Origin of the sequence: Streptomyces novaecaesareae, assembly GCF_000716875.1 — a bacterium.
GTDB lineage: Bacteria > Actinomycetota > Actinomycetes > Streptomycetales > Streptomycetaceae > Kitasatospora > Kitasatospora novaecaesareae.
On the sequence record NZ_JNWQ01000105.1, the window covers coordinates 1 to 20,675 of the forward strand.

Genomic DNA, 20,675 nt, shown 5'->3' on the forward strand with positions numbered 1-20,675 from the left:
GCGGTAGACGGGGAGGCGGGTGAGGACGACGCCGGGTGGGGGCTGGGCGGCGCCGAGGTGGGGGATCAGGGCGACGCCCTGGCCGGCGGCGACCAGGGCCAGGACGGTGGTGAAGTCGTCGATCTGGTGCCGGATCCGGGGGGTGAAGCCCGCGGCCTCGCAGGCGCGGACGGTCATGGTGTGGCAGAGCGTGCCGGGCGGGGACATGATCCACGGCGCGCCGTGCTGCTCCGCGATCGTGCCCGGGGCGCGGGCTGCCAGGTACATGGGCTCGGAGAAGACCGGGCGGGTCACGCCGAGGCCGGGCTCCGGCTCGGCCGGGACGAGGTCGTACTCGTGCACCAGCGCGACGTCCAGCTCGCCCGCGCGCAGTGCCGCGCCGACGGCCGCCGGGTCCACCTCGGTGACCATCGGCTCCAGCCCCGGGTGCCAGCCGGCCAGTTCGGCGAGCAGCGCCGGGATGATCGCGCGGGCCGCCGAGGGGTAGGTGCCGATCCGCAGCGGGCCGGCCAACCCCTGCTTGGCGTGGGCGAGTTCGGCGTCGGCCTGCTCCAGCAGGGCGATCACCGACTCGGCGTGCCGGACCAGGCCGAGACCGGCCGGGGTGAGGGCGACCCGCCGGCCGGTGCGTTCCAGCAGCGGGACGCCGGCCTCCTTCTCCAGGACGGACAGCTGCTGGGACACCGCCGAAGGGCTGAAGGACAGCGCCTCGGCGACGGCCGCGATGGTGCCGAGGTGGGCAAGTTCGCGCAACAGGCGCAGGCGTCGGACGTCGAGCATCGGCTCAGCTTACGAGAAGCGTCGGAAATGTGAACTGGACCCGGCCAGTCCGCCGGCAGCAGGATCGTGGGCATGGAACGCACGGAACTCAAGGGCATCTACGTCCCCCTGATCACTCCCTTCGCTGCTGACGGCACCGTCGCGCTGGACGCGCTGGAGAAGCTCGCGCACGAGGCGCTCGACGCCGGTGCGGCCGGGCTGGTCGCGCTCGGCACCACCGGGGAGCCGGCCGCGCTGACCGCCGAGGAACGCGACGCGGTGGTGGACGTCGTCGCGGCCGCCTGCGCCGGGCGCGGCGCGCAGCTGATCGTCGGCGTCTCCGGCGGCGACACCAGGGCGACCGCCGAGGCGCTGGCCGTCCTCGCCGCCCGGGTGCCCGGGGCCGCGGCCGCGCTGGTCACCGTCCCGGCGTTCGTGCGGCCCGGCGAGGCGGGGACGGTCGCGCACTTCCGGGCGCTGGCCGCGAGCAGCCCGCTGCCGCTGCTCGTCTACCACATCCCGTACCGCACCGGGCAGCAGCTCTCCGCCGCCGCGCTGCGCGAACTGGCCGCGATCGACGGGGTGGTGGGCGTCAAGTACGCGACCGGCGGGCTGGACGGGGCGGGCGTGGAACTGCTCGCCGACGCCCCCGAGGGGTTCGCCTTCCTCACCGGCGAGGACGCCTACCTGTCGTCGATGCTGGCGCTCGGCGCGGCCGGGGGGATCCTCGCCTCCGCGCACCTGGCCACCGCCCGGTTCGTGGAGCTGGCGCAGGCCTGGCAGGCCGGGGATGCGGACCGGGCGCGGGCGCTCGGGCACCGGCTGACCAAGCTGGCGCTGGCGGCGTTCACGGCGCCGAACCCGGCGGTCACCAAGGGCGTGCTGCACGCGTTGGGGCGGATCCCGACGCCGGACGTGCGGTTGCCGCTGCTGCCGGCGGGGGAGGCGGAGGTGGGGGCTGCGTTGGCGCTGGTGAGTGGTCTGGACCACTAGGCCGGCCGTCGTCGCTCTCACACCGTGGAATACCAGGTCGCCGCACCGCCGTGACAAGGCATGATGGGCGGAGTGCGGCTGTAGACAGCATCATTCAGAGGAGTAGTCGGAATGAAGATCGGCATTGTGGGTGCCACCGGCCAGGTCGGCGGCGTGGTCCGCGAGATCCTGGCGGAGCGCGCTGGTCGTGAAGGTGGACTGGGCCCGGTGGAGCAGCTGCGGCTGTTCGCCTCGGCCCGCTCGGCCGGGCGCACGCTGCCCTGGCAGGGCACCGAGGTCACCGTCGAGGACGCGGCCACGGCCGACTACACCGGCCTGGACATCGTGATCTTCTCGGCCGGCGGCTCCACCTCCAAGGCCCTGGCTCCCAAGGTCGCCGCGTCCGGTGCCGTCGTCATCGACAACTCCTCCGCCTGGCGCCGCGACCCCGAGGTGCCGCTGGTCGTCTCCGAGGTCAACCCGGAGGCCATCGCGGACCGCCCCAAGGGCATCATCGCCAACCCGAACTGCACCACCATGGCTGCCATGCCCGTGCTGCGCCCGCTGCACGAGGAGGCAGGCCTGGCCGCGCTGATCGTCTCCACCTACCAGGCCGTCTCCGGCAGCGGCGTGGCCGGCGTCGCCGAGCTGCAGGACCAGGCCGCCAAGGTCGTCGACGGCGCCGCCGCCCTCGCCCACGACGGCTCCGCGGTCGAGTTCCCCGAGCCCAAGGTCTACAAGCGCCCGATCGCCTTCAACGTGGTGCCGCTGGCCGGCTCCATCGTCGAGGACGGCTCCAACGAGACCGACGAGGAGCAGAAGCTCCGCCACGAGAGCCGCAAGATCCTCGGCATTCCTGCCCTGAAGGTCTCCGGCACCTGCGTGCGCGTCCCGGTCTTCTCCGGCCACTCGCTGCAGATCAACGCCCGCTTCGAGCGGCCGATCAGCCCCGAGCGGGCCGCCGAGCTGCTCGCCGGCGCCCCCGGCGTCGAGCTGTCCGACATCCCCACTCCGCTGCAGGCCGCCGGCCAGGACCCGAGCTACGTCGGGCGCATCCGGGCGGACGAGACTGTGGAGAACGGCCTGTCGCTGTTCGTCTCGAACGACAACCTGCGCAAGGGCGCCGCGCTCAACGCCGTCCAGCTGGCCGAGCTGGTCGCCGCCGAGCTCAAGGGCTGAGGCACCGCGCCCGAGGGGTGAAACGTCTCGCCCGAGGCCCGGACCACCGGGTCCGGGGCCGTAGTACCGCTGCGTGACCAGGGGCGGGCTCCGTCGTTGAACGGGGCCCGCCTTCGCGTTCCTTTGCGGTTCGTTGGGGCGGCTGTTGCGGTACCGGGACATCCGGCAAGGTTCGGCAGGCGAACCCCGGGTAAAAGGTGACCCAACGATCGGGCGACGACGGGGGCCCCTCACCTCGGCACGCCCGGACGGCGGATACCTGCTGGGCGCCGCCGCCAGCCTGCTCGCCGGGGATCCGTCCCGGTCCAAGGTCACGGTGGACCACACGGCCCTGATCAGCGCGCTGCGCGAACGCGCCGAGGCCGAGACCGGGCTCCCACTGCTGCGCATCTACTGGTTCGACGCCGCGCCCGACCGGCGCCCGATGCCCGAGCACCGGCGGCTGCGCGTCCTGCCCCGCGTCACCGTACGGCTCGGCGCGCTCACCCGGGCCGAGGGGCGCTGGGTGCAGAAGGGCGTGGACGCCGCGATGCACGCCGAACTCTCCGAACTCGCCCGCAACCGGGCCTGCGCCGACGTCGTACTGATCACCGGGGACGGCGACCTGCTGCCCGGCATGATGACCGCCAAGGAGCACGGCGTCGCCGTCCACCTGTGGGCGCTGCAAGCCGCCGACGGGGACTTCAACCAGTCCGAGGACCTGGTCGGGGAGGCGGACGAGCGGCGGGTCCTGGACCGCGAGTGGATCGAGGGGTCCTTCTCGCTGCGGGACACCGCCAACCTCTTCCCCGCGCCCGGGGCCGGGGCCCGGCAGGAGATCGCCAAGATCCTCGCCGCCCCGCCGGCCACCCTGCCGAGCGTGGTGCCGAACGGGGTGCCCGCCGGGGTGCCGCCGACGGTCCGCCCGGCGGCCGCCACCCCGGCCGGCGACACCCCCGCCGCCGACGGGCGGCCGCAGCCGGCGGCCGCGCTCAAGGTCGTCCCCACACCGAAGGACCTGGCCGCGCGGCCCTCGTCGGTCACGCCGATCTCCCCGGCGGCCAACGGGCACGGCCTCAACGGCCACGCCGCGAACGGCAGCGGCGTCAACGGGCACGCCGCCAACGGGAACGCCGCCAACGGCCAGGCGGCCGTCGCCCAGGCCGGGCCGGTGCTGCGCTGGTCCTCCGACCGCGGCTGGGTCGACCGGCCCGCCCCCGAACCCGCCGTCACCGCCGGCGACAACCTGCCCACGCTCGCCCAGCTCACCACCGCCGAACAGCGCTGGGCCGACCGCGAGGAGGACATCACCTCCATCGGCGGTGACGCCCACGAGGTCGGGCAGGTCTTCGCCCGCCGCTGGAGCGACCGGATCGGCGACTCCGAACGCCTCACCGTGCTGTGGCCCGACTACCCGCGCATCCCGCACCGGGTCGACGGCGAGCTGCTGCGCTACGCCGCCCGCTTCGGGCTGCTCGCGCACAAGGACGACCAGATCGACGAGCACGACCGCTACGCCATCCGGGCCGGGTTCTGGAAGGAGCTGGCGGCGCAGGTGCCGGGCGGGTCGATGGTCGTCGACGACTGAGGCGCGGGTCGTCGACGACTGAGGCGCGGCACCCGAGGAGGGGCGGGGGCGTCCGTGACCCCCGCTGGTCAGGCCCCCTTGTCCGGTTCGCCCGTATGAGCGCGTAGAGTCTTCGGTCGTGAGTGAGACGGCCGGGCCAGCACCCGAAGAAGCCCCGCCGTGCGTCGCCGTGCGCGACCTCGTCAGGACCTACCGCAGCGGGCGCGGCGCGGCCGCCACCGAGATCCGGGCCAACGACGGGATCAGCCTCACCGTCCGACAGGGCGAGATCTTCGGACTGCTCGGGCCCAACGGCGCCGGGAAGTCGACGCTGGTCCGCCAGATCACCGGGCTGCTGCGCCCCGACGCGGGCTCCGTCGAACTGCTCGGCCACGACATCGTGCGCCACCCGGACCGGGCCGCCCGGCTGCTCGGGTACCTCGGGCAGGAGTCCACCGCCCTCGACGAGCTGACGGTGGCGCTGGCCGCCGAGACCACCGGGCGGCTGCGCGGGCTCGGCCGGGCGCAGGCCCGCGGCGCGGCCGCCGAGGTGCTGGCGGAACTCGGGCTGACCGCGATCGCGCAGCGGCCGCTCGCCAAGCTGTCCGGAGGGCAGCGCAGGCTCGCCTGCTTCGCGGCCGCCCTGGTCGGGGACCGGCCGCTGCTCGTCCTGGACGAGCCGACCACCGGCATGGACCCCGTCGCCCGGCGGGCCGTGTGGCGGGCCGTCGACCGGCGGCGCGCCGAGCGCGGGACGACGGTGCTGCTGGTCACCCACAACGTGATCGAGGCGGAGACCGTACTCGACCGGGTCGCCGTGATCGACGACGGCCGGGTGATCGCCTGCGACACGCCCGGCGGGCTCAAGGCGCTCGTGGACGGGGACGTCCGGCTCGACCTGGTCTGGCGGGACGAGGCGCCGGTCGGCGTGCCCGCCGTCGCCGCGCTGCGCGAGCGGGCCGAGTGCACCGGGCGCCGCTGGACCGTGCGCACCACCCCCGAGCAGGCCCGCGAACTGGTCGCGGCCGTCACCACCGGCCCGGCCTTCGCCGCGCTCGACGACTTCACCCTCGCCACCCCGAGCCTTGAGGACGCCTACCTCAAGCTGGGCGGCCGCCACGGAGGACTCGCCAAGTGACCCTGCTCTCGGCGCCGCCCCGAACCGACCCGACCACGGCCGGGCCCGCCCCGCTCGCCCCCGCGGCCCGGCTGCTGCCGGCGCTCGCCGCCGTGTACCGGGCGCAGCTCGCCCGGGCTCGGGTGGCGCGGATCCCGCTGCTGTTCGTCGCCACCTTCCAGTCCGTCGGCATCCTGGTGATGATGCGCGGCGTCGTCGACGCCGGGCAGTCCACGGCGGCGCGGTCGGTGGTCGCCGGGTCGAGCGTGCTGGTGGTGGCGTTCGTCGCCCTGAACCTGCTCGCCCAGTACTTCGGGAAGCTGCGGGCCACCGGCGGCCTCGACCACTACGCGACGCTGCCCGTGCCGCCGGCCTCGGTGGTGCTGGGCACGGCCGCCGCGTACGCCTCGTTCACGCTGCCCGGGGCCGTCCTCACGGCGGCGCTCGGGGCGGTGATGTTCGGGCTGCCGCTCGGGCAGCTGTGGGTCCTGCTGGCGGTCGTGCCGCTGGCCGGGGCCGCCCTGTCGGGGCTGGGGGCGGCCTGCGGGCTGCTGGCGCCGCGGCAGGAGATCGCCACGATGCTCGGGCAGCTCGGGATGTCGGCCGCCCTGCTGCTCGGCGTGCTGCCGGTGGACCACCTGCCGCAGCCGGTGCAGTGGCTGCGGGACCTGCTGCCGTCCACGTACGGGGTGGAGGCCTTCGCGCGGACGTTCGCGCCGGACCCGGACTGGACGATGGTGCTCGCCGACCTGGGGGTCTGCGCGGGGGTGGGCGTGGTCTCGCTGACCGTGGCCACCTGGGCGTACCGGCGGGCGGTCGCGCGGTAGGGGCCGTACGGGCGGTGGGGCCGCTCCCGGGGCGGTCGTGAAACGATGGGGCCTGTGACCGTACCGAACACACCTCCGGATCCCGCCCACACCGATGTGCAGGCGGCGCCGGAACACGCCGTGCCCGAGGCCGTGTCCGACACCGCGCCCGACGGCGTGTCCGACCCGTACGCGCCCCCGCAGGGGATCGGGCCCGTCGCGCCCGTCGCGTCCGACGGGCAGGGGACCTCACTGGTGCAGCGGCTGCTGCCGGAGGTACGGCTCGGGGCGGGCGTGGTCGTCGCCTGCCTGGTGGTCGGACTGGTGATGGCCGGGCTGTGGGCCTGGCTGGCGCCGAAGGTGCCGCTGGTGGTGGACGGGGACCGGATCCTCTACGTGGACCCCGAGGGCGAGCAGCGGGCCGGGGCCGACGCCGTGTTCGTGCTCATCGGCCTGGGCGCCGGGATCCTGACCGCGCTCGGCGCCTTCCTGCTGACCCGGCGGCGCGGCGGCGGGATCGCCGTCGCCCTGGGGCTGGCCGTCGGCGGACTGCTCGGGTCGCTGGGCGCCTGGCGGATCGGGCGGTGGCTCGGGCCCAGTAACGACCTGATCGGCGAGGCCCGGCGGGTCGGCAACGGCGGGCACTTCGACGCGAGCATCGACCTGGGGGCGCTGGGCGCGCTGGTGGTGTGGCCGATGGCGGCGATGGTGGTGCTGCTGGCCGTGTCGGCGGCGTTCGGGAAGCGGGAGGAGGACCCGCCGCCGTACTGGGGGGTGCCGGCGGGGCAGGCTCCGGCGGAGCCTCCGGTCGGGCCTCCGGTGGGGCCGGGGGCGGAGCCGGAGAGCCGGACCGGGCACTGACCGTCGCCAGGCGTCAGCGGGCGATGGGGGCGGTGAGGGCCCCGGTGAGGCTGATGAGGTCGGCCGGGGCCAGTTCCACTTCGAGGCCGCGGCGGCCCGCCGAGACGTAGACGGTGGGGTGGGCCAGGGCGCTCGCGTCGATCACGGTGCGCAGCGGGCGGCGCTGGCCCAGCGGGGAGATGCCGCCGCGGACGTAGCCGCTGCTGCGTTCGGCGGCGGCCGGGTCGGCCATGGCGGCGCGCTTGCCGCCGACGGCCGCCGCCAGGGCCTTGAGGTCGAGCTGGCCGGCGACCGGGACGACACCGACGGTCAGGGTGCCGTCCACGTCGGCCACCAGGGTCTTGAAGACCCGCTCGGCGGCCACGCCGAGGACCTCGGCCGCCTCGCCGCCGTAGGAGGCGGCTGCTGGGTCGTGGTCGTAGGCGTGCACGGTGAAGGCGACGGCGGCGCTCTCCAGGGCGACGGTGGCGGGCGTGCCCTGGCCGCCCTTCTTGCTCTTCTTGGCCATGTGAGGGTCCTGGGGCTCCTGGGTCAGTTGGGGCTGAAGGACTGGCGGGTGAGGTCGACGGCGGGCAGCGAGGGCAGCCAGGTGAGGACGGCCGTCTCGCGGCGCAGCAGGTCGAGTTCGGTGCGCAGGCGCTGGGCGGTGTCCGGGAAGGCGAGCAGCTGCTGCTTCAGCGGCGTCTCGAACACCGAGGCGGCGGCGACCAGGTAGGAGAGCACCTGCGGGTCGTCGGGAAGCTCCTGGCGGCCGACCGTACTGGCCTCGCGGGCGCCGGCGAGACGCTTCTGGTAGACCCGGAACGCCCGCTCCACCTCGGAGGCCAGGGCGCCGGAGCCCTCGCCGGGGCGCTCCTCGATCGGCTCGATCTCGCCGGTCAGGTACGGACCGGAGGCGTCCACCGAGCGGATCCGGAACCGGGTGGTGCCGGTGACCAGGAGCTCGTAGCGGCCGTCCGGCTGCTCCTCGGCGGAGGCGACGTCGGCGACGCAGCCGATGTGGAAGATCGCCTCCAGCGGGTCCCCGGTGACGGTGCCGAGGCCGTCCAGCGGCCCGGCCGGGCCCTCCTCGGGCCTGACCGGGGCCACCTCGCGGCCGTCCTTGATCGCGAGCACGCCGAAGCGCCGCGGGGCGTCCTCGGACTGTTCGAGCAGATCGGCGACGAGACGGCGGTAGCGCTCCTCGAAGACGTTCAGGGGCATCACCAGGCCCGGGTAGAGCACGGTGTTCAGCGGGAAGAGCGGAAGCCGTTCTGTCACGGCGGACAGCGTAGTTCCCCGGACGGGGGCCTTGTCGCGCGGATAACCGGCTGCGGGGTCACCGCCGGGCCGGCCGGCTCACCCGAGACGGAGCCGGCCGGGTCACCCGCGCTGGAGCATGCGGGTGGCGCCGGCGACGACGGTGGAGGCGAGCAACCAGCCGATGACGACCAGCCCGGCGGAGATCCACTGGGAGAGGCCGCCCGGGTTCCAGCCGCCCTGGTTGAGGTCCACGATCGGCAGCAGCTGGTTGAGGGTGTACAGCACCGGGCTCCAGTGCGGGCGCTCGTCGGCCTTGAGCGGGTCCAGCGGGTGGGTGGCGAACCAGAGGCTGCCGAGCACCCAGGCGAGCAGCAGCCACAGGCCCGCCCGGCCCGGGCGGTAGCCGTAGCCGACGCTGGCGTCCTGGACGGCGCCCCAGACCCGGGCGGGCAGCGGCAGGGTCCGGCGGCGCCGGCGCTGCTTGGCGTACAGCACCTCGCGGGCGTCGTCGTCGGCGCCGTCGCGACGCAGGGCGGCGGCCAGCTGCTCGTAGGACTCCGGCTGGAAGTCGACCGAGGAGCCCTCCAGCCAGGCGATCCGCTCCTGGACGCCGAAGGGCTCGACCGGGCGCAGGTTCTCGTACACGAAGCCGGTGAGGCCCAGGTGCTTGCCGAGCGGCCAGGCCTCCGGGGTGTCGACCAGGTTGCCGACCCGGGCGCGGGTCAGCGCGACGGTGCCGGTGGGGCGGAACTTGCAGGTGAAGCGCAGCTCGGGGGTGTGAATGCGGCGCAGCGAGACCTCGTCGTCACCCTCCAGGTGGAACTCGCCGGAGATCAGGCAGGCGCCGTCGAAGCGGCTGTCGGACAGCCGCACCCGGCCGAAGGCCCGGAAGGGGGTGACGGGGCCGTCCGGCGCCGGGTACTCGCCGTAGCCGGAGCCGTAGTAGCCGCGGGAGCCGGCCCAGCCGCGGTCGGCGGAGCCGGTCAGGTAGAGGGTGTGGCCGACGGTGACCCGGACGGCGTTGAGGCAGGTGCGGTTGTGCGTGCGGTCGGCGCGCAGCTGGGCGCCGCGCAGCGAGAGCCGGCCGCCTATCCGGGCGGTGCGGATGCTCAACTCGCCCTGCGCCTCCAGGCGTTCGGCCTCGAAGTCCTGGTTGACGCTGATCCCGTCGGCGGAGACGGCGCGGCCGTAGCGGTCGCCGCCGACGACGGTCTGGTTGAGCAGCAGGTCGGTGCCGATCCTGGCGTCGGTGAGCCGCAGGCCGTCCGGGACGCGGCAGCGGGCCAGATGGAGGTCGCCGGTGGTGGCGAGCCGGGAGGCCTCCAGGCGGGGGATCAGGCAGTTCACGAAGCGCAGCGTGGAGGCCGCCGCCTCGGAGATCAGGATCTTGTGCTCGAAGCGGCAGTCCTGGAGTTCGACGTAGTCGCCGATGGCGCCGCCGGCCAGGTTGAGCGCGCCGGTCACCAGCACCCCGCTCAGGCGCAGCGAGGCGACCCGCCCGGGGGTGGGCTCCGGGCCGGCCAGCAGCAGCTGGGCGAGCACCTCGGCGCGGACGGTGCGCCCGGGGCCCCAGACGGCGTCGCCGAAGGGGTCGTCGGTGTCGACTTCGCCACTGCGCAGGTCGAGGACCTCCCCCTGGCGGTAGGCCTCCCAGAGCGCCCGCTCGCTGTCGGTCCAGCCTTCCGGAGCACGCTCCGCCATGGTTTCCCCCGCCCCCCGGTCGTCTCGCCTTTCGTATCACGGACTGAAATGCGGGACCAGCGGTTCCGGCCACTCCTTACACTGGGTGGCGTGATCTCTCGAATCGACCTCCGCGGCTCGCTGGACGACCCGCGCGATCTGCTGCCCCGTGCCGAGTTCGACGTGGCGGCCGCCCTGGAGAAGGTGCGGCCGATCGCGGAGGACGTACGCCATCGCGGCGTCGAGGCGCTGATCGAGATCACCGAGCGCTTCGACGGCGTCCGCCTGGAGTCCACCCGCGTCCCGGCCGAGCAGCTGACCGAGGCCCTGGAGACGCTGGACCCGAAGGTGCGCGCCGCGCTGGAGGAGTCGATCCGCCGGGCCCGCGCCGTGCACGCCGACCAGCGCCGCACCGGGCACACCACCCAGGTCGTGCCCGGCGGCACCGTCTCCCAGCGCTGGGTGCCGGTCGAGCGGGTCGGCCTGTACGTGCCGGGCGGGCTGGCCGTCTACCCGTCCTCCGTGGTGATGAACGTGGTGCCGGCCCAGGAGGCGGGCGTGACGGGCATCGCGGTCTCCTCCCCGCCGCAGAGGGAGTTCGGCGGCCGGGTGCACCCGACGATCCTGGCGGCCTGCGCGCTGCTCGGCGTGGACGAGGTCTACTCCGTCGGCGGCGGCCAGGCGGTCGCCATGTTCGCCCTCGGCACCGAGGAGTGCGCGCCGGTCAACATGGTCACCGGCCCCGGCAACATCTACGTGGCCGCCGCCAAGCGGCTGTTCGCCGGCCGGATCGGCATCGACTCCGAAGCCGGCCCGACCGAGATCGCCGTCCTGGCCGACGACAGCGCGCTGGCCTCCGACGTCGCCGCCGACCTGATCAGCCAGGCCGAGCACGGCCCGACCTCCGGCTCGGTGCTGGTCACCGACTCCCCGGCGCTCGCCGACGCCGTCGAGGCCGAACTGGCCGTGCAGGTCGCCAGGACCAAGCACAGCGAGCGGGTGGCCGAGGCGCTGGGCGGCAAGCAGTCCGGCATCATCCTGGTCGACGACCTGGAGCAGGGCCTCGCCGTGGTCAACGCCTACGCGGCCGAGCACCTGGAGATCCAGACCCGCGACCCGCACGCCGTCGCCGCCCGCGTCGTCAACGCGGGCGCGATCTTCATCGGCCGTTGGACCCCGGTCTCGCTGGGCGACTACGCGGCCGGCTCCAACCACGTGCTGCCCACCGGCGGCTGCGCCTGCCACTCCTCCGGACTGTCGGTGCAGACCTTCCTGCGCGGCGTCCAGGTCATCGAGTACGACCGGGACGCGCTGGCGGACGTCGCCGCGCACGTGGTCAACCTGGCCGACGCCGAGGACCTGCCGGGCCACGGAGACGCCATCAAGGCTCGATTCGACTGGACGGTGCCGGGCTCGTGACTCAACCGACTCGTACGACCCGCATCGACGATCTGCCCATCCGGGACGAGCTGCGCGGCCAGTCCCCGTACGGCGCACCGCAGTTGGACGTCCCCGTCCAGCTGAACACCAACGAGAACCCGTACCCGCTGCCCGAGGAACTGGTGGCCCGGATCGCCGAGCGCGTCGCCGAGGCCGCCCGCGGGCTGAACCGCTACCCCGACCGGGACGCCGTCGAGCTGCGTACCGGGCTCGCGGCGTATCTCAGCAGGACCACCGGCTTCCCGGTCGTCCACGAGCAGGTGTGGGCCGCCAACGGCTCCAACGAGGTGCTCCAGCAGCTCCTCCAGACCTTCGGCGGCCCCGGCCGCAGCGCGCTCGGCTTCGAGCCCTCGTACTCGATGCACGCGCTGATCTCCCGGGGCACCGGCACCGCCTGGATCTCCGGCCCGCGCAACGACGACTTCACCATCGACGTCGACGCCGCCCTCGCCGCGATCGCCGAACACCGGCCGAACGTGGTGTTCATCTGCTCGCCGAACAACCCGACCGGGACGGCGGTGGCGGCCGACACCGTGCTGCGGCTGTACGAAGCCGCCCAGGCCGCCCGGCCCAGCCTGGTCGTCGTCGACGAGGCGTACGTCGAGTTCTCGCACCGCGCCTCGCTGCTGCCGCTGATCGAAGGCCGCCCCAACCTCGTGGTCACCCGCACCATGTCCAAGGCCTTCGGCGCGGCCGGGCTCCGCCTGGGCTACCTGGCCGCCGACCGCGCCGTGGTCGACGCCGTCCAGCTGGTCCGCCTGCCGTACCACCTGTCCGCCGTCACCCAGGCCACCGCGCTGGCCTGCCTGGAGCACACCGACACCCTCCTCGGGTACGTCGGCCGGCTCAAGGAGGAGCGCGACCGGCTGGTCGAGGCGCTGCGCGAGATGGGCCTGGAAGTCACCGACTCGGACGCCAACTTCGTCCAGTTCGGCCGCTTCGCCGACACCCACGCCGTCTGGCAGGCCATCCTCGACCAGGGCGTCCTGGTCCGCGACAACGGCGTGCCCGGGTGGCTGCGCGTCACCGCCGGCACCCCCGCCGAGAACGACGCCTTCCTGGACGCCGTCCGCTTTGTGATCAAGGAGCTGTAACCCCCATGTCCCGCATCGGACGCGTCGAGCGCACCACCAAGGAGACCTCCGTCCTGGTCGAAATAGACCTCGACGGCACCGGCAGGACCGACATCTCCACGGGCGTCGGCTTCTACGACCACATGCTCGACCAGCTCGGCCGGCACGGCCTGTTCGACCTCACCGTCAAGACCGACGGCGACCTGCACATCGACACCCACCACACCATCGAGGACACCGCCCTCGCGCTCGGCGCCGCCTTCAAGCAGGCCCTCGGCGACAAGGTCGGCATCTACCGCTTCGGCAACTGCACGGTGCCCCTGGACGAGTCGCTCGCCCAGGTCACCGTGGACCTCTCCGGCCGGCCCTACCTGGTGCACACCGAGCCCGAGAACATGGCGCCGATGATCGGCAGCTACGACACCACGATGACCCGGCACATCCTGGAGTCCTTCGTGGCCCAGGCGCAGATCGCGCTGCACGTCCACGTGCCGTACGGGCGCAACGCCCACCACATCGTGGAGTGCCAGTTCAAGGCGCTCGCCCGGGCGCTGCGCTACGCCTCCGAGCGCGACGCGCGCGCGGCCGGCATCCTCCCGTCGACCAAGGGTGCGCTGTGAACAACACCGCGATGATCCTCATCTTCGTCGGCCTCTTCCTGGCCGGCGGAGTGATCTCCTTCTGGAAGCAGAAGCACTCGAAGAGCGTCATCCTGGTGCTGGCCTTCGGCTCCGTGATGTGCCTGGCCTCCGGCCTCATGCGCCTGTAACACCCGTAGCAGAGAGACTGGACACCTGAACATGGGCAAGAACGTCGTCGTCCTCGACTACGGCTCCGGCAACCTCCGCTCCGCGCAGCGCGCCCTCGAACGGACCGGGGCGAACGTCACGGTCAGCTCCGACTACGACACCGCGATGGCCGCGGACGGCCTGCTCGTCCCCGGCGTCGGCGCCTTCGAAGCCTGCATGCGCGGGCTGAAGTCGGTCCGCGGGGACTGGATCGTCGGCCGCCGCCTCGCCGGGGGCCGCCCGGTCATGGGCATCTGCGTCGGCATGCAGATCCTCTTCGAGAAGGGGGTCGAGCACGGCGTGGAGACGGCCGGCTGCGACGAGTGGCCGGGCACCGTCGAGCCGCTGGAGGCCCCGGTCGTCCCGCATATGGGCTGGAACACCGTGGACGCGCCCGAGGGCAGCCGGATGTTCGCCGGCCTCGACCCGGACACCCGCTTCTACTTCGTGCACTCCTACGGCGTGCGGCACTGGGAGCTGGAGACCCACAGCGCGCGGATCAACCCGCCGCTGGTCACCTGGGCCACGCACGGGCAGCCGTTCGTCGCCGCCGTCGAGAACGGCCCGCTGTGGGCCACCCAGTTCCACCCCGAGAAGTCCGGCGACGCCGGCGCCGCCCTCCTGACCAACTGGGTCAACACCCTCTGAGCGTCTGAGAGTCTGAGAGCTATCTGATGAGCCGCCTCGAACTGCTTCCCGCCGTCGACGTCCGCGACGGCCAGGCCGTCCGCCTGGTCAAGGGCGCCTCCGGCACCGAGACCTCCTTCGGCGAGCCGCTGGCCGCCGCCCTCGCCTGGCAGAACGCCGGCGCCGAGTGGCTGCACCTGGTCGACCTCGACGCCGCCTTCGGCACCGGCAGCAACTACGAGCTGCTGCGCGAGGTCACCGGCGCCCTCGACCTCAAGGTCGAGCTCTCCGGCGGCATCCGCGACGACGAGTCGCTCGCCCGCGCGCTCGCCACCGGCTGCACCCGCGTCAACCTCGGCACCGCCGCCCTGGAAGCCCCCGAGTGGGTCGCCAAGGCCATCGCCGAGCACGGCGACAAGATCGCCGTCGGCCTCGACGTCGTCGGCACCACCCTGCGCGGCCGCGGCTGGACCCGCGACGGCGGCCAGCTCTTCGACGTGCTGGCGCGCCTCGACCAGGAAGGCTGCGCCCGCTACGTCGTCACCGACGTCAACCGCGACGGCACCCTGACCGGCCCCAACCTGCAGCTGCTGCGCGACGTCTGCGCCGCCACCGACCGCCCGGTGGTCGCCTCCGGCGGCGTCTCCTCGCTCGACGACCTGCGCGCCATCGCCACCCTCGTCGGCGAGGGTGTCGAGGGCGCCATCGTGGGCAAGGCACTCTACGAGCAGAAGTTCACCCTCGAAGAGGCCCTGGAGGCGGTTTCAGGATGACGGACGGTCGGATCGTACGCGGGCAGGTCGTAGCCGGTCGGGTTGCCGGATTCTCCCCCTGGGAGGACGAGTTCGGCTACTCCCGGGCCGTCGCCGCGGGCGACCACGTGCACGTCGCCGGAACCACCGCCTGGGTGGACGGCCACATCGAGCACGAGGGCGACCCGTACCGGCAGACCCTCGCCGCGTTCGGCGTCGGGCTCAAGGCCCTGGCCGCGTACGGTCTGACCGCGGACGACGTCGTCCGCACCCGGATGTACATCACCCACGTCCGCGACGCCGACGAAGTGGGCCGCGCCCACCGCGAACTCTTCGACGCCGCACGCCCGGTGGCCACCATGGTGGTGGTCGAGGGACTGATCGACTCCCGGATGATGGTCGAGGTCGAGCTCGACGCCTACCGCTCCGGGCTGGCAAAAACCCTGGAAGCCCCGGAAGGCAAACAGCCGTGACCCTTGCAGTACGTGTCATCCCCTGCCTGGACGTCGACGCCGGTCGGGTGGTCAAGGGCGTCAACTTCCAGAACCTGCGCGACGCCGGCGACCCGGTCGAAATGGCCAAGCTCTACGACGCCGAAGGCGCCGACGAGCTCACCTTCCTCGACATCACCGCCTCCTCCGGCGACCGCGAGACCACCTACGACGTGGTCCGCCGCACCGCCGAACAGGTCTTCATCCCGCTCACCGTCGGCGGCGGCATCCGCGCCGTCGAGGACGTCGACAAGCTGCTGCGGGCCGGCGCCGACAAGGTGGGCGTCAACACCGCCGCCATCGCCCGGCCGGAACTGATCCGCGAGATCGCCCAGCGGTTCGGGCGCCAGGTGCTGGTGCTCTCGGTCGACGCCCGGCGCTGCCCCGCGGGGACGGAGACCCCCTCGGGGTACGAGGTCACCACGCACGGCGGACGCCAGGGCACCGGCCTCGACGCCGTCGAATGGGCGGGCCGCGCCGCCGAGTTGGGCGCCGGCGAGATCCTGCTCAACTCGATGGACGCGGACGGCACCAAGGACGGCTACGACCTGGAGATGATCCGGGCCGTCCGCAAGGCCGTCTCCGTACCGGTCATCGCCTCCGGCGGGGCCGGCAAGCTCGCCGACTTCGCGCCGGCCGTCGAGGCGGGCGCCGACGCGGTGCTCGCCGCCAGCGTCTTCCACTTCGGCGACCTGCGGATCGGCGAGGTCAAGAACGCGCTGCGGGAGGCCGGGCACCCGGTGCGGTGATCGTTTCGCGTGTATGAGGGCCCGCATGTATGAGGGCCCGCGTGTATGAGGGCCCGCGTGTATGAGGGCCCGCGGTTTCGGAACCGCGGGCCCTCATCGCGTGTTCAGGACTCCTGCGGCTCGCCGTGGATCAGGGCGAACGGGGCGCCGTTCGGATCCGCCAGCCAGGCGATCCGGCCGACGTTCTCGACGTCCGCGGCGGGCATCAGCACCGACCCGCCGGCCGCCGTCGCCCGCGCGACCACCGCGTCCACGTCGGAGGCCGCGAAGTACGGCGTCCAGGCGGAGGGCTGCTCCGGGGACATCGTCGGGGCGATGCCGCCGAAACTGGTCGCCCGCAGGTCGCCCTCGGCGGTGGAGATCACCCGGTAGGTCATGCCCGGCGACGGCTCGAAGCTCTCCATCCGCCAGCCGAACAGCTTCTCGTAGAAGGCGAAGGCGACGTCCGGGCCGGAGGTGTGCAGCTCGGACCAGACCAGCGCGCCGTCCTCCGAGACCACGTCCAGGCCCGTGGTGTTGCCCGCCTGCCAGATCGCGAACTCGGCGCCCTGCGGGTCGGTGAGCGCGGCGAACCGGCCCTCCTGCATGACATCCATCGGCGGCACGCGCACCGTCGCCCCGGCCTGCTCGGCGGCCTTCACGGTGGCGTCCACGTCCGCGGTGCGGAAGTACGTCGTCCAGGCCGACCGCGCGTCCGCGTCGAGGTTGCCGAGCGCGCCGACGGTCTTGCCGTCCAGCTGGAGGAAGCCGTAACCGCCCGTCTCGGGAACCTCCTGGAAGGTCCAGCCGAAGACCTTGCCGTAGTACTCGGCGGTGGCGGCGATGCCCGGGGTGCCGAGGTCGATCCAACAGGGCGAGCCGGCGGGGAAGTCGGTGGTGAGCATGGAGTGGTGCCCCTTCGACGCAGAGTGACCGGGTTGGGCCGGGACGGTTCCGTCGGACGCGCACGCGCCCCCTTCCCGGCCACCTGCGAGTCTGCACCCGGGCACTGACATCCGCAGCCGGGAGGCGGCTGAGCTGGGCATTCGGCGGGTCGGGCGGGTGGCTCGGCTTCCCGGCCGCCGGACCGGCCGCCGGGACGTCGGCAGTGCCTACAGCCAGCCGCGCTGCGCCGCCTTGAGACCGGCCTCGAAGCGGCTGGCGGCATCGAGCCGCTCCATGAGGGCGGACATCTGGCGGCGCACGGTGCGCACCGAGATGCCGAGCCGCTTGCCGGCGGCCTCGTCGGTCAGGCCCGTACCGAGCAGTCGGAGCAGGTCGCGCTCGGCCGGGGTGAGGCCGGTGTCGTGGTGGGTGGGCTGGTCGGCGCCGAGTGGCACGGCGGTGGACCAGGCCTGTTCGAACAGGGCGACGAGGGAGGCGACCAGCCCCGGCTCGCTGGTGCAGAGCGCCCCGAGCCTGGTCCGCGCCGGGTCGATCGGGACGACGGCGGTGTGCCGGTCGAAGACCAGCAGCCGGGGCGGCAGGAGGGGCGCCGTCCGCACCTGGCCGCCGAGCCCGGTGAGCCACTGGGCGTACGCGTGGGTGGCCTGGTCGTTGCGGACACTGTCCTGGTCGAGCGTCCGCATGGTGACGCCGCGCTCCAGCGCGTCCTGGTCGAGCGGACGGGCGGCGTCCATGCTGGCCTGGGACTGCGCCCCGCCCGAGATCGCGGCGAGGAACTCCTCCTGGAGGCCGCGCGCCAGCATTTCGAGCTTGGCCTGGATCGCGTCCATCCCGACCAGGCGCTCGGTGGCCTCCGAGGCGGTGTTGGGCACCAGGTCCGCGTAGGCGGCGACGGCCTGGGCCACCGCGGCCTTGCTGGCGGCCAGCTCCTGCTGGCGGCGGGCGAGGTCGTCCTCCTGGCGGCGGATGACGGCCTCCAGGCCGACCGCGGGGCTGACCGGGCGCAGCGCGCCGGAGACCTCCTGGGAGGGGCGCAGCAGCGTCAGGTCGGCGAGTTGGTCGAGGGCGTCCCGGACGGCGGTCTCGGAGAGGCCGAGCCGGCGGCACAGGTCGGCGACCCCGCACCCGGGCTCGACCAGCAAGGCCGTGTAGACGGCTTCCGCCGCCGGGTCCAGTCCCAGCACTTCGAGCACGATTCCCCCCGGTCGCGACGATGCGTGCGGCCAGATGGCGTCAAGGCCGTCTGCGTGATTCTCACAGTTCGCACACGTGTGTGCAAGGAGAACTGACGGTGCATCGGTGATCTGTGGGGGCTGTGTGGACTGTCGGGGCTGGGGCTGGGGCTGGGGGTGGCCGGGGTGGCCGGGAGTGGCTGGGGGTGGCTGGGGTGGCGCCATGCTGCCAGACCTGATGATGCCGCAGGGAAGGCCTTCCGGAGCACCGGTCGGGGCTTGCAGGATATGGATCACCGAGCCGCAGGGGCACCGAGCCCCGGGCCGGTGGGACGGCGGGAACCAGCCGTCGTCCGTCCGACGAAAACCGATCGACCATCAACCAGGGGGTTGTTCTCCATGCGGATCACCGCTCGCGTTTCCGGTGTCCTCGCGGCTGCGGCAGTGCTGGCCGCGCTCGCTCTGCCGGCCGTCACCGCCTCCGCTGCCGCACCGGTCTCCGCGGCGGGCGTGTCCGCGGCGAGCGGCCCCGGCACGGGCGGCCCCGGCCAGGGCGGGACCGGCACCGGCGGCCCCGCCCAGGGCGGGACCGGCAAGCCCGGCCTGGGTGACCCGGGCAGCATCAGCTGGGACAACAAGAAGTGACCACCGCCGTCGGTGCCGGCCGCCTGAACCGAGCCCGATGCACATTGTCCGCCTCACCCTGACGAGCCCCGACCGGCGCCCGCCCACCGCGGCCGACGCCCATGTCCTGAAGGACGTGCTCTGGGCCCACGCCGATCCGTTCGGCGGCCTGGAGCACGTCCAGTCGAAAGCCTGTCAGGACTCCATCGACCTCGTCCTCTTCACCAGCGGCGGGAGTGGCGACAACGCCCCCGCCCATTCGCTGGCCATCTGTTCCGCCGCCGTCTCGCGGTCTCCGGCCTTCCGGTCCTGGCGCGTTTCCATCGCCGGCTGACGGCCGTCCACATCCTGCCGGAGTTCCTCCGGCGCTTCCTCTTCCGGTGATCCGGGCGCCGCTGCGCCGCACCGGTCCTCCGAATGCCATTTCCAGGAGTACTCATGTCCCGCAAGGCCTATCTCCGCACGTCCGCCGTCGCCCTCGGCCTGGCCGGCTCGCTGTCGCTCGGCCTGCTCGTCCAGGGCGGCACCGCGTTCGCCGCCGACCCCGCCCCCGCCGGCGTCACCGCCCCCGCCGGCGTCACCGCGGTCGCGGGCGGCGAGTACGGTGGCGCCGGCCAGCCGGTCGGGGTCGGCACGTCGGCCGGGGGCGCTCAGGCGCCCGCCGCTGACGGGTCGTCGGCGGTCGCCTCCGTCCTGGCCCCCGCGGTCACCCGGAGCGAGGCGATCCAGCGCGCCAAGACCTGGGTCGGCATCGGCCTCCAGTACAGCTGGACCGGCTCGCACGACGGGTACCGCACCGACTGCTCGGGCTACGTCTCGATGGCCTGGAAGCTCGACGAATCGCTGACCACCGACACCTTCGGCCCGCAGGGCGTCACCGAGCAGATCGGCAAGGGCGACCTCAAGGCCGGCGACGCGCTGCTCAACGACAACAGCGGGGCCAGCGGCCACGTGGTGCTGTTCGAGAAGTGGACCGACTCCGACCACTACATGGGCTACGAGTTCACCGGCAGCGGCGTCCACTACCGCGAGATCCCCTACCCGTACTTCTCCGGCTACGGCACCTTCGTGCCGGTCCGCAACAAGTCCATCCGCGAGGACGGACCGTCCGACCCGGGGATGACCAACCTGACCGCCGGTGACTTCAACGGTGACGGCAAGAAGGACCTGGTGGCGGTGGAGGTGTCGACCGGGAAGCTGTGGTCGTACCCGGGCACCGGGACGGGGACGTTGGGGAACCGGGTGCTGATCGGTTCCGGTGGCTGGAACGGGATGAGCAACCTGGCGGTCGGTGACCTGAACCGGGATGGCAAGGACGACATCGTGGCGACCGAGAAGTCGACCGGCAAGCTGTGGCTGTACCCGGGGACCGGTAACGGTCTGGGTGACCGGGTGGAGATCGGCAGCGGTGGTTGGAACGGGATGAACAACACCGCGGTGGGCGACTTCAACGGTGACGGCAAGGACGATGTCGTGGCGAGTGAGAACTCGACGGGGAAGCTGTGGTTGTACCCGGGGACGGGCAACGGTCTGGGTGACCGGGTGGAGATCGGGTCCGGTGGCTGGAACGGGATGAACAAGATCGTCAGCCCCGGTGACATGAACAAGGACGGCAAGGACGACCTCGTCGCGACCGAGACGTCCACGGGCAAGTTGTGGCTGTACCCGGGGACGGGCCATGGCCTGGGTGACCGGGTGGAGATCGGTTCCGGTGGGTGGAACGGGATCTCCGACTATGCGGGTGCGGACTTCACCGGTGACGGCATCGGCGACCTGGCGGCCGTGGAATCCGCCCCGGGCGAGACCGGAAAGCTCTACCTCTACAAGGGCACCGGCAAGGGCCTGAGCTCCCGCACCGAGATCGGCACCGGCGGCTGGTGATCGGGGGTCGGCGGCGTCGATCCGGTAGCGG

The 20,675-nt window shown here is 73.3% G+C and carries 23 protein-coding genes; 17 read left to right on the forward strand and 6 right to left on the reverse strand.

Annotated elements, in window-relative coordinates; translation table 11 throughout:
* Positions 1-780, reverse strand: a 780-nt coding sequence (locus OP86_RS28930; RefSeq protein ID WP_033333854.1) for a LysR family transcriptional regulator, incomplete at its 3' end; no start/stop codon positions are given.
* A 72-nt stretch (positions 781-852) separates the two neighbouring features.
* On the opposite strand from OP86_RS28930, the gene OP86_RS28935 reads away from it, so the two are divergent.
* From OP86_RS28935 to OP86_RS28960, 6 genes are all read left to right on the forward strand, one after another.
* A complete protein-coding gene (locus tag OP86_RS28935) occupies positions 853-1,752 on the forward strand; it encodes a dihydrodipicolinate synthase family protein (RefSeq protein ID WP_030260554.1) in 900 nt (299 codons plus the stop codon).
* A 111-nt stretch (positions 1,753-1,863) separates the two neighbouring features.
* Positions 1,864-2,910 carry an aspartate-semialdehyde dehydrogenase gene (locus tag OP86_RS28940; RefSeq protein ID WP_030062248.1) on the forward strand — a complete coding sequence of 349 codons (1,047 nt, stop codon included), beginning with the start codon at positions 1,864-1,866 and terminating at the stop codon, positions 2,908-2,910.
* Positions 2,911-3,118: 208 nt separating this feature from the next.
* Positions 3,119-4,477 (forward strand): NYN domain-containing protein, encoded by a 1,359-nt coding sequence (locus OP86_RS28945; RefSeq protein WP_051830899.1) that lies wholly within the window; start codon positions 3,119-3,121, stop codon positions 4,475-4,477.
* 118 nt (positions 4,478-4,595) lie between these two features.
* Positions 4,596-5,594 carry an ABC transporter ATP-binding protein gene (locus OP86_RS28950; RefSeq protein ID WP_199815241.1) on the forward strand — a complete coding sequence of 333 codons (999 nt, stop codon included), beginning with the start codon at positions 4,596-4,598 and terminating at the stop codon, positions 5,592-5,594.
* Positions 5,591-6,400 carry an ABC transporter permease gene (locus OP86_RS28955; RefSeq protein ID WP_030260561.1) on the forward strand — a complete coding sequence of 270 codons (810 nt, stop codon included), beginning with the start codon at positions 5,591-5,593 and terminating at the stop codon, positions 6,398-6,400. The genes OP86_RS28950 and OP86_RS28955 overlap by 4 nt, the downstream gene beginning before the upstream one ends.
* Positions 6,401-6,520: 120 nt before the next feature.
* Complete coding sequence (locus OP86_RS28960) at positions 6,521-7,240, forward strand: hypothetical protein (RefSeq protein WP_157849868.1); 720 nt, start codon at positions 6,521-6,523, stop codon at positions 7,238-7,240.
* Positions 7,241-7,253: 13 nt separating this feature from the next.
* On the opposite strand, the gene ybaK is transcribed toward OP86_RS28960, so the two are convergent.
* The 3 genes from ybaK to OP86_RS28975 form a co-directional block, all read right to left on the reverse strand.
* A complete protein-coding gene (ybaK, locus tag OP86_RS28965) occupies positions 7,254-7,748 on the reverse strand; it encodes a Cys-tRNA(Pro) deacylase (RefSeq protein WP_030260564.1) in 495 nt (164 codons plus the stop codon).
* Positions 7,749-7,771: 23 nt separating this feature from the next.
* A complete protein-coding gene (locus tag OP86_RS28970; RefSeq protein ID WP_030062240.1) occupies positions 7,772-8,500 on the reverse strand; it encodes an LON peptidase substrate-binding domain-containing protein in 729 nt (242 codons plus the stop codon).
* A 102-nt stretch (positions 8,501-8,602) separates the two neighbouring features.
* Positions 8,603-10,183, reverse strand: coding sequence for a hypothetical protein (locus tag OP86_RS28975; RefSeq protein WP_030260566.1), 1,581 nt, complete (start codon positions 10,181-10,183; stop codon positions 8,603-8,605).
* 90 nt (positions 10,184-10,273) lie between these two features.
* Here OP86_RS28975 and hisD point away from each other — a divergent pair, with 90 nt between their 5' ends.
* From hisD to hisF, 8 genes are read left to right on the forward strand one after another with little or no spacing between them, the layout of a single operon-like run.
* Complete coding sequence (gene hisD, locus OP86_RS28980) at positions 10,274-11,581, forward strand: histidinol dehydrogenase (protein WP_030260568.1); 1,308 nt, start codon at positions 10,274-10,276, stop codon at positions 11,579-11,581.
* Complete coding sequence (locus tag OP86_RS28985) at positions 11,578-12,696, forward strand: histidinol-phosphate transaminase (RefSeq protein WP_030062237.1); 1,119 nt, start codon at positions 11,578-11,580, stop codon at positions 12,694-12,696. Before hisD ends, OP86_RS28985 begins: the two co-directional genes overlap by 4 nt.
* Positions 12,697-12,701: 5 nt before the next feature.
* On the forward strand, positions 12,702-13,295 hold the full coding sequence (gene hisB, locus OP86_RS28990; protein WP_030062236.1) for an imidazoleglycerol-phosphate dehydratase HisB: 594 nt from the start codon (positions 12,702-12,704) through the stop codon (positions 13,293-13,295).
* Positions 13,292-13,444 (forward strand): hypothetical protein, encoded by a 153-nt coding sequence (locus OP86_RS37285; RefSeq protein WP_030062235.1) that lies wholly within the window; start codon positions 13,292-13,294, stop codon positions 13,442-13,444. Before hisB ends, OP86_RS37285 begins: the two co-directional genes overlap by 4 nt.
* A 31-nt stretch (positions 13,445-13,475) precedes the next feature.
* A complete protein-coding gene (gene hisH, locus OP86_RS29000; protein ID WP_030062234.1) occupies positions 13,476-14,111 on the forward strand; it encodes an imidazole glycerol phosphate synthase subunit HisH in 636 nt (211 codons plus the stop codon).
* 26 nt (positions 14,112-14,137) lie between these two features.
* Entirely contained in the window at positions 14,138-14,863 is a 726-nt protein-coding gene (gene priA, locus OP86_RS29005) for a bifunctional 1-(5-phosphoribosyl)-5-((5-phosphoribosylamino)methylideneamino)imidazole-4-carboxamide isomerase/phosphoribosylanthranilate isomerase PriA (RefSeq protein ID WP_030062233.1), read from the forward strand.
* Positions 14,860-15,315 carry a RidA family protein gene (locus tag OP86_RS29010; protein WP_051830892.1) on the forward strand — a complete coding sequence of 152 codons (456 nt, stop codon included), beginning with the start codon at positions 14,860-14,862 and terminating at the stop codon, positions 15,313-15,315. The genes priA and OP86_RS29010 overlap by 4 nt, the downstream gene beginning before the upstream one ends.
* Positions 15,312-16,082 carry an imidazole glycerol phosphate synthase subunit HisF gene (gene hisF, locus OP86_RS29015; protein ID WP_030062231.1) on the forward strand — a complete coding sequence of 257 codons (771 nt, stop codon included), beginning with the start codon at positions 15,312-15,314 and terminating at the stop codon, positions 16,080-16,082. The genes OP86_RS29010 and hisF overlap by 4 nt, the downstream gene beginning before the upstream one ends.
* A gap of 104 nt (positions 16,083-16,186) precedes the next feature.
* On the opposite strand, the gene OP86_RS29020 is transcribed toward hisF, so the two are convergent.
* Together OP86_RS29020 and OP86_RS29025 are read right to left on the reverse strand one after the other, a co-directional pair.
* Complete coding sequence (locus OP86_RS29020; protein ID WP_030062230.1) at positions 16,187-16,966, reverse strand: VOC family protein; 780 nt, start codon at positions 16,964-16,966, stop codon at positions 16,187-16,189.
* Between the two features lie 207 nt (positions 16,967-17,173).
* Positions 17,174-18,160: a LuxR C-terminal-related transcriptional regulator gene (locus OP86_RS29025; protein WP_030260574.1), complete on the reverse strand. Its 987-nt coding sequence runs from the start codon at positions 18,158-18,160 to the stop codon at positions 17,174-17,176.
* Positions 18,161-18,538: 378 nt separating this feature from the next.
* Between OP86_RS29025 and OP86_RS36190 the strand changes: the two genes are divergently transcribed.
* The 3 genes from OP86_RS36190 (at position 18,539) to OP86_RS34080 (ending at position 20,644) form a co-directional block, all read left to right on the forward strand.
* Positions 18,539-18,784, forward strand: a complete 246-nt coding sequence (locus tag OP86_RS36190; RefSeq protein WP_157849869.1) for a hypothetical protein — start codon at positions 18,539-18,541, stop codon at positions 18,782-18,784.
* Positions 18,785-18,821: 37 nt separating this feature from the next.
* Positions 18,822-19,097, forward strand: a complete 276-nt coding sequence (locus OP86_RS36195) for a hypothetical protein (protein ID WP_030062228.1) — start codon at positions 18,822-18,824, stop codon at positions 19,095-19,097.
* A gap of 104 nt (positions 19,098-19,201) precedes the next feature.
* Positions 19,202-20,644: a C40 family peptidase gene (locus tag OP86_RS34080; RefSeq protein WP_051830894.1), complete on the forward strand. Its 1,443-nt coding sequence runs from the start codon at positions 19,202-19,204 to the stop codon at positions 20,642-20,644.
* Positions 20,645-20,675 lie beyond the last annotated feature (31 nt).

Excerpts from the sequence above, each read along its gene's own strand:
- OP86_RS29020 (WP_030062230.1), bottom strand. The coding sequence starts at position 16,966 with ATGCTCACCACCGACTTCCCCGCCGGCTCGCCCTGTTGGATCGACCTC.
- OP86_RS28935 (WP_030260554.1), top strand. The coding sequence starts at position 853 with ATGGAACGCACGGAACTCAAGGGCATCTACGTCCCCCTGATCACTCCC.
- OP86_RS28975 (WP_030260566.1), bottom strand. The coding sequence starts at position 10,183 with ATGGCGGAGCGTGCTCCGGAAGGCTGGACCGACAGCGAGCGGGCGCTC.
- OP86_RS34080 (WP_051830894.1), top strand. The coding sequence starts at position 19,202 with ATGTCCCGCAAGGCCTATCTCCGCACGTCCGCCGTCGCCCTCGGCCTG.
- hisH (WP_030062234.1), top strand. The coding sequence starts at position 13,476 with ATGGGCAAGAACGTCGTCGTCCTCGACTACGGCTCCGGCAACCTCCGC.
- OP86_RS36190 (WP_157849869.1), top strand. The coding sequence starts at position 18,539 with ATGCGGATCACCGCTCGCGTTTCCGGTGTCCTCGCGGCTGCGGCAGTG.
- OP86_RS36195 (WP_030062228.1), top strand. The coding sequence starts at position 18,822 with ATGCACATTGTCCGCCTCACCCTGACGAGCCCCGACCGGCGCCCGCCC.
- ybaK (WP_030260564.1), bottom strand. The coding sequence starts at position 7,748 with ATGGCCAAGAAGAGCAAGAAGGGCGGCCAGGGCACGCCCGCCACCGTC.
- priA (WP_030062233.1), top strand. The coding sequence starts at position 14,138 with ATGAGCCGCCTCGAACTGCTTCCCGCCGTCGACGTCCGCGACGGCCAG.
- OP86_RS29010 (WP_051830892.1), top strand. The coding sequence starts at position 14,860 with ATGACGGACGGTCGGATCGTACGCGGGCAGGTCGTAGCCGGTCGGGTT.
- hisB (WP_030062236.1), top strand. The coding sequence starts at position 12,702 with ATGTCCCGCATCGGACGCGTCGAGCGCACCACCAAGGAGACCTCCGTC.
- OP86_RS28940 (WP_030062248.1), top strand. The coding sequence starts at position 1,864 with ATGAAGATCGGCATTGTGGGTGCCACCGGCCAGGTCGGCGGCGTGGTC.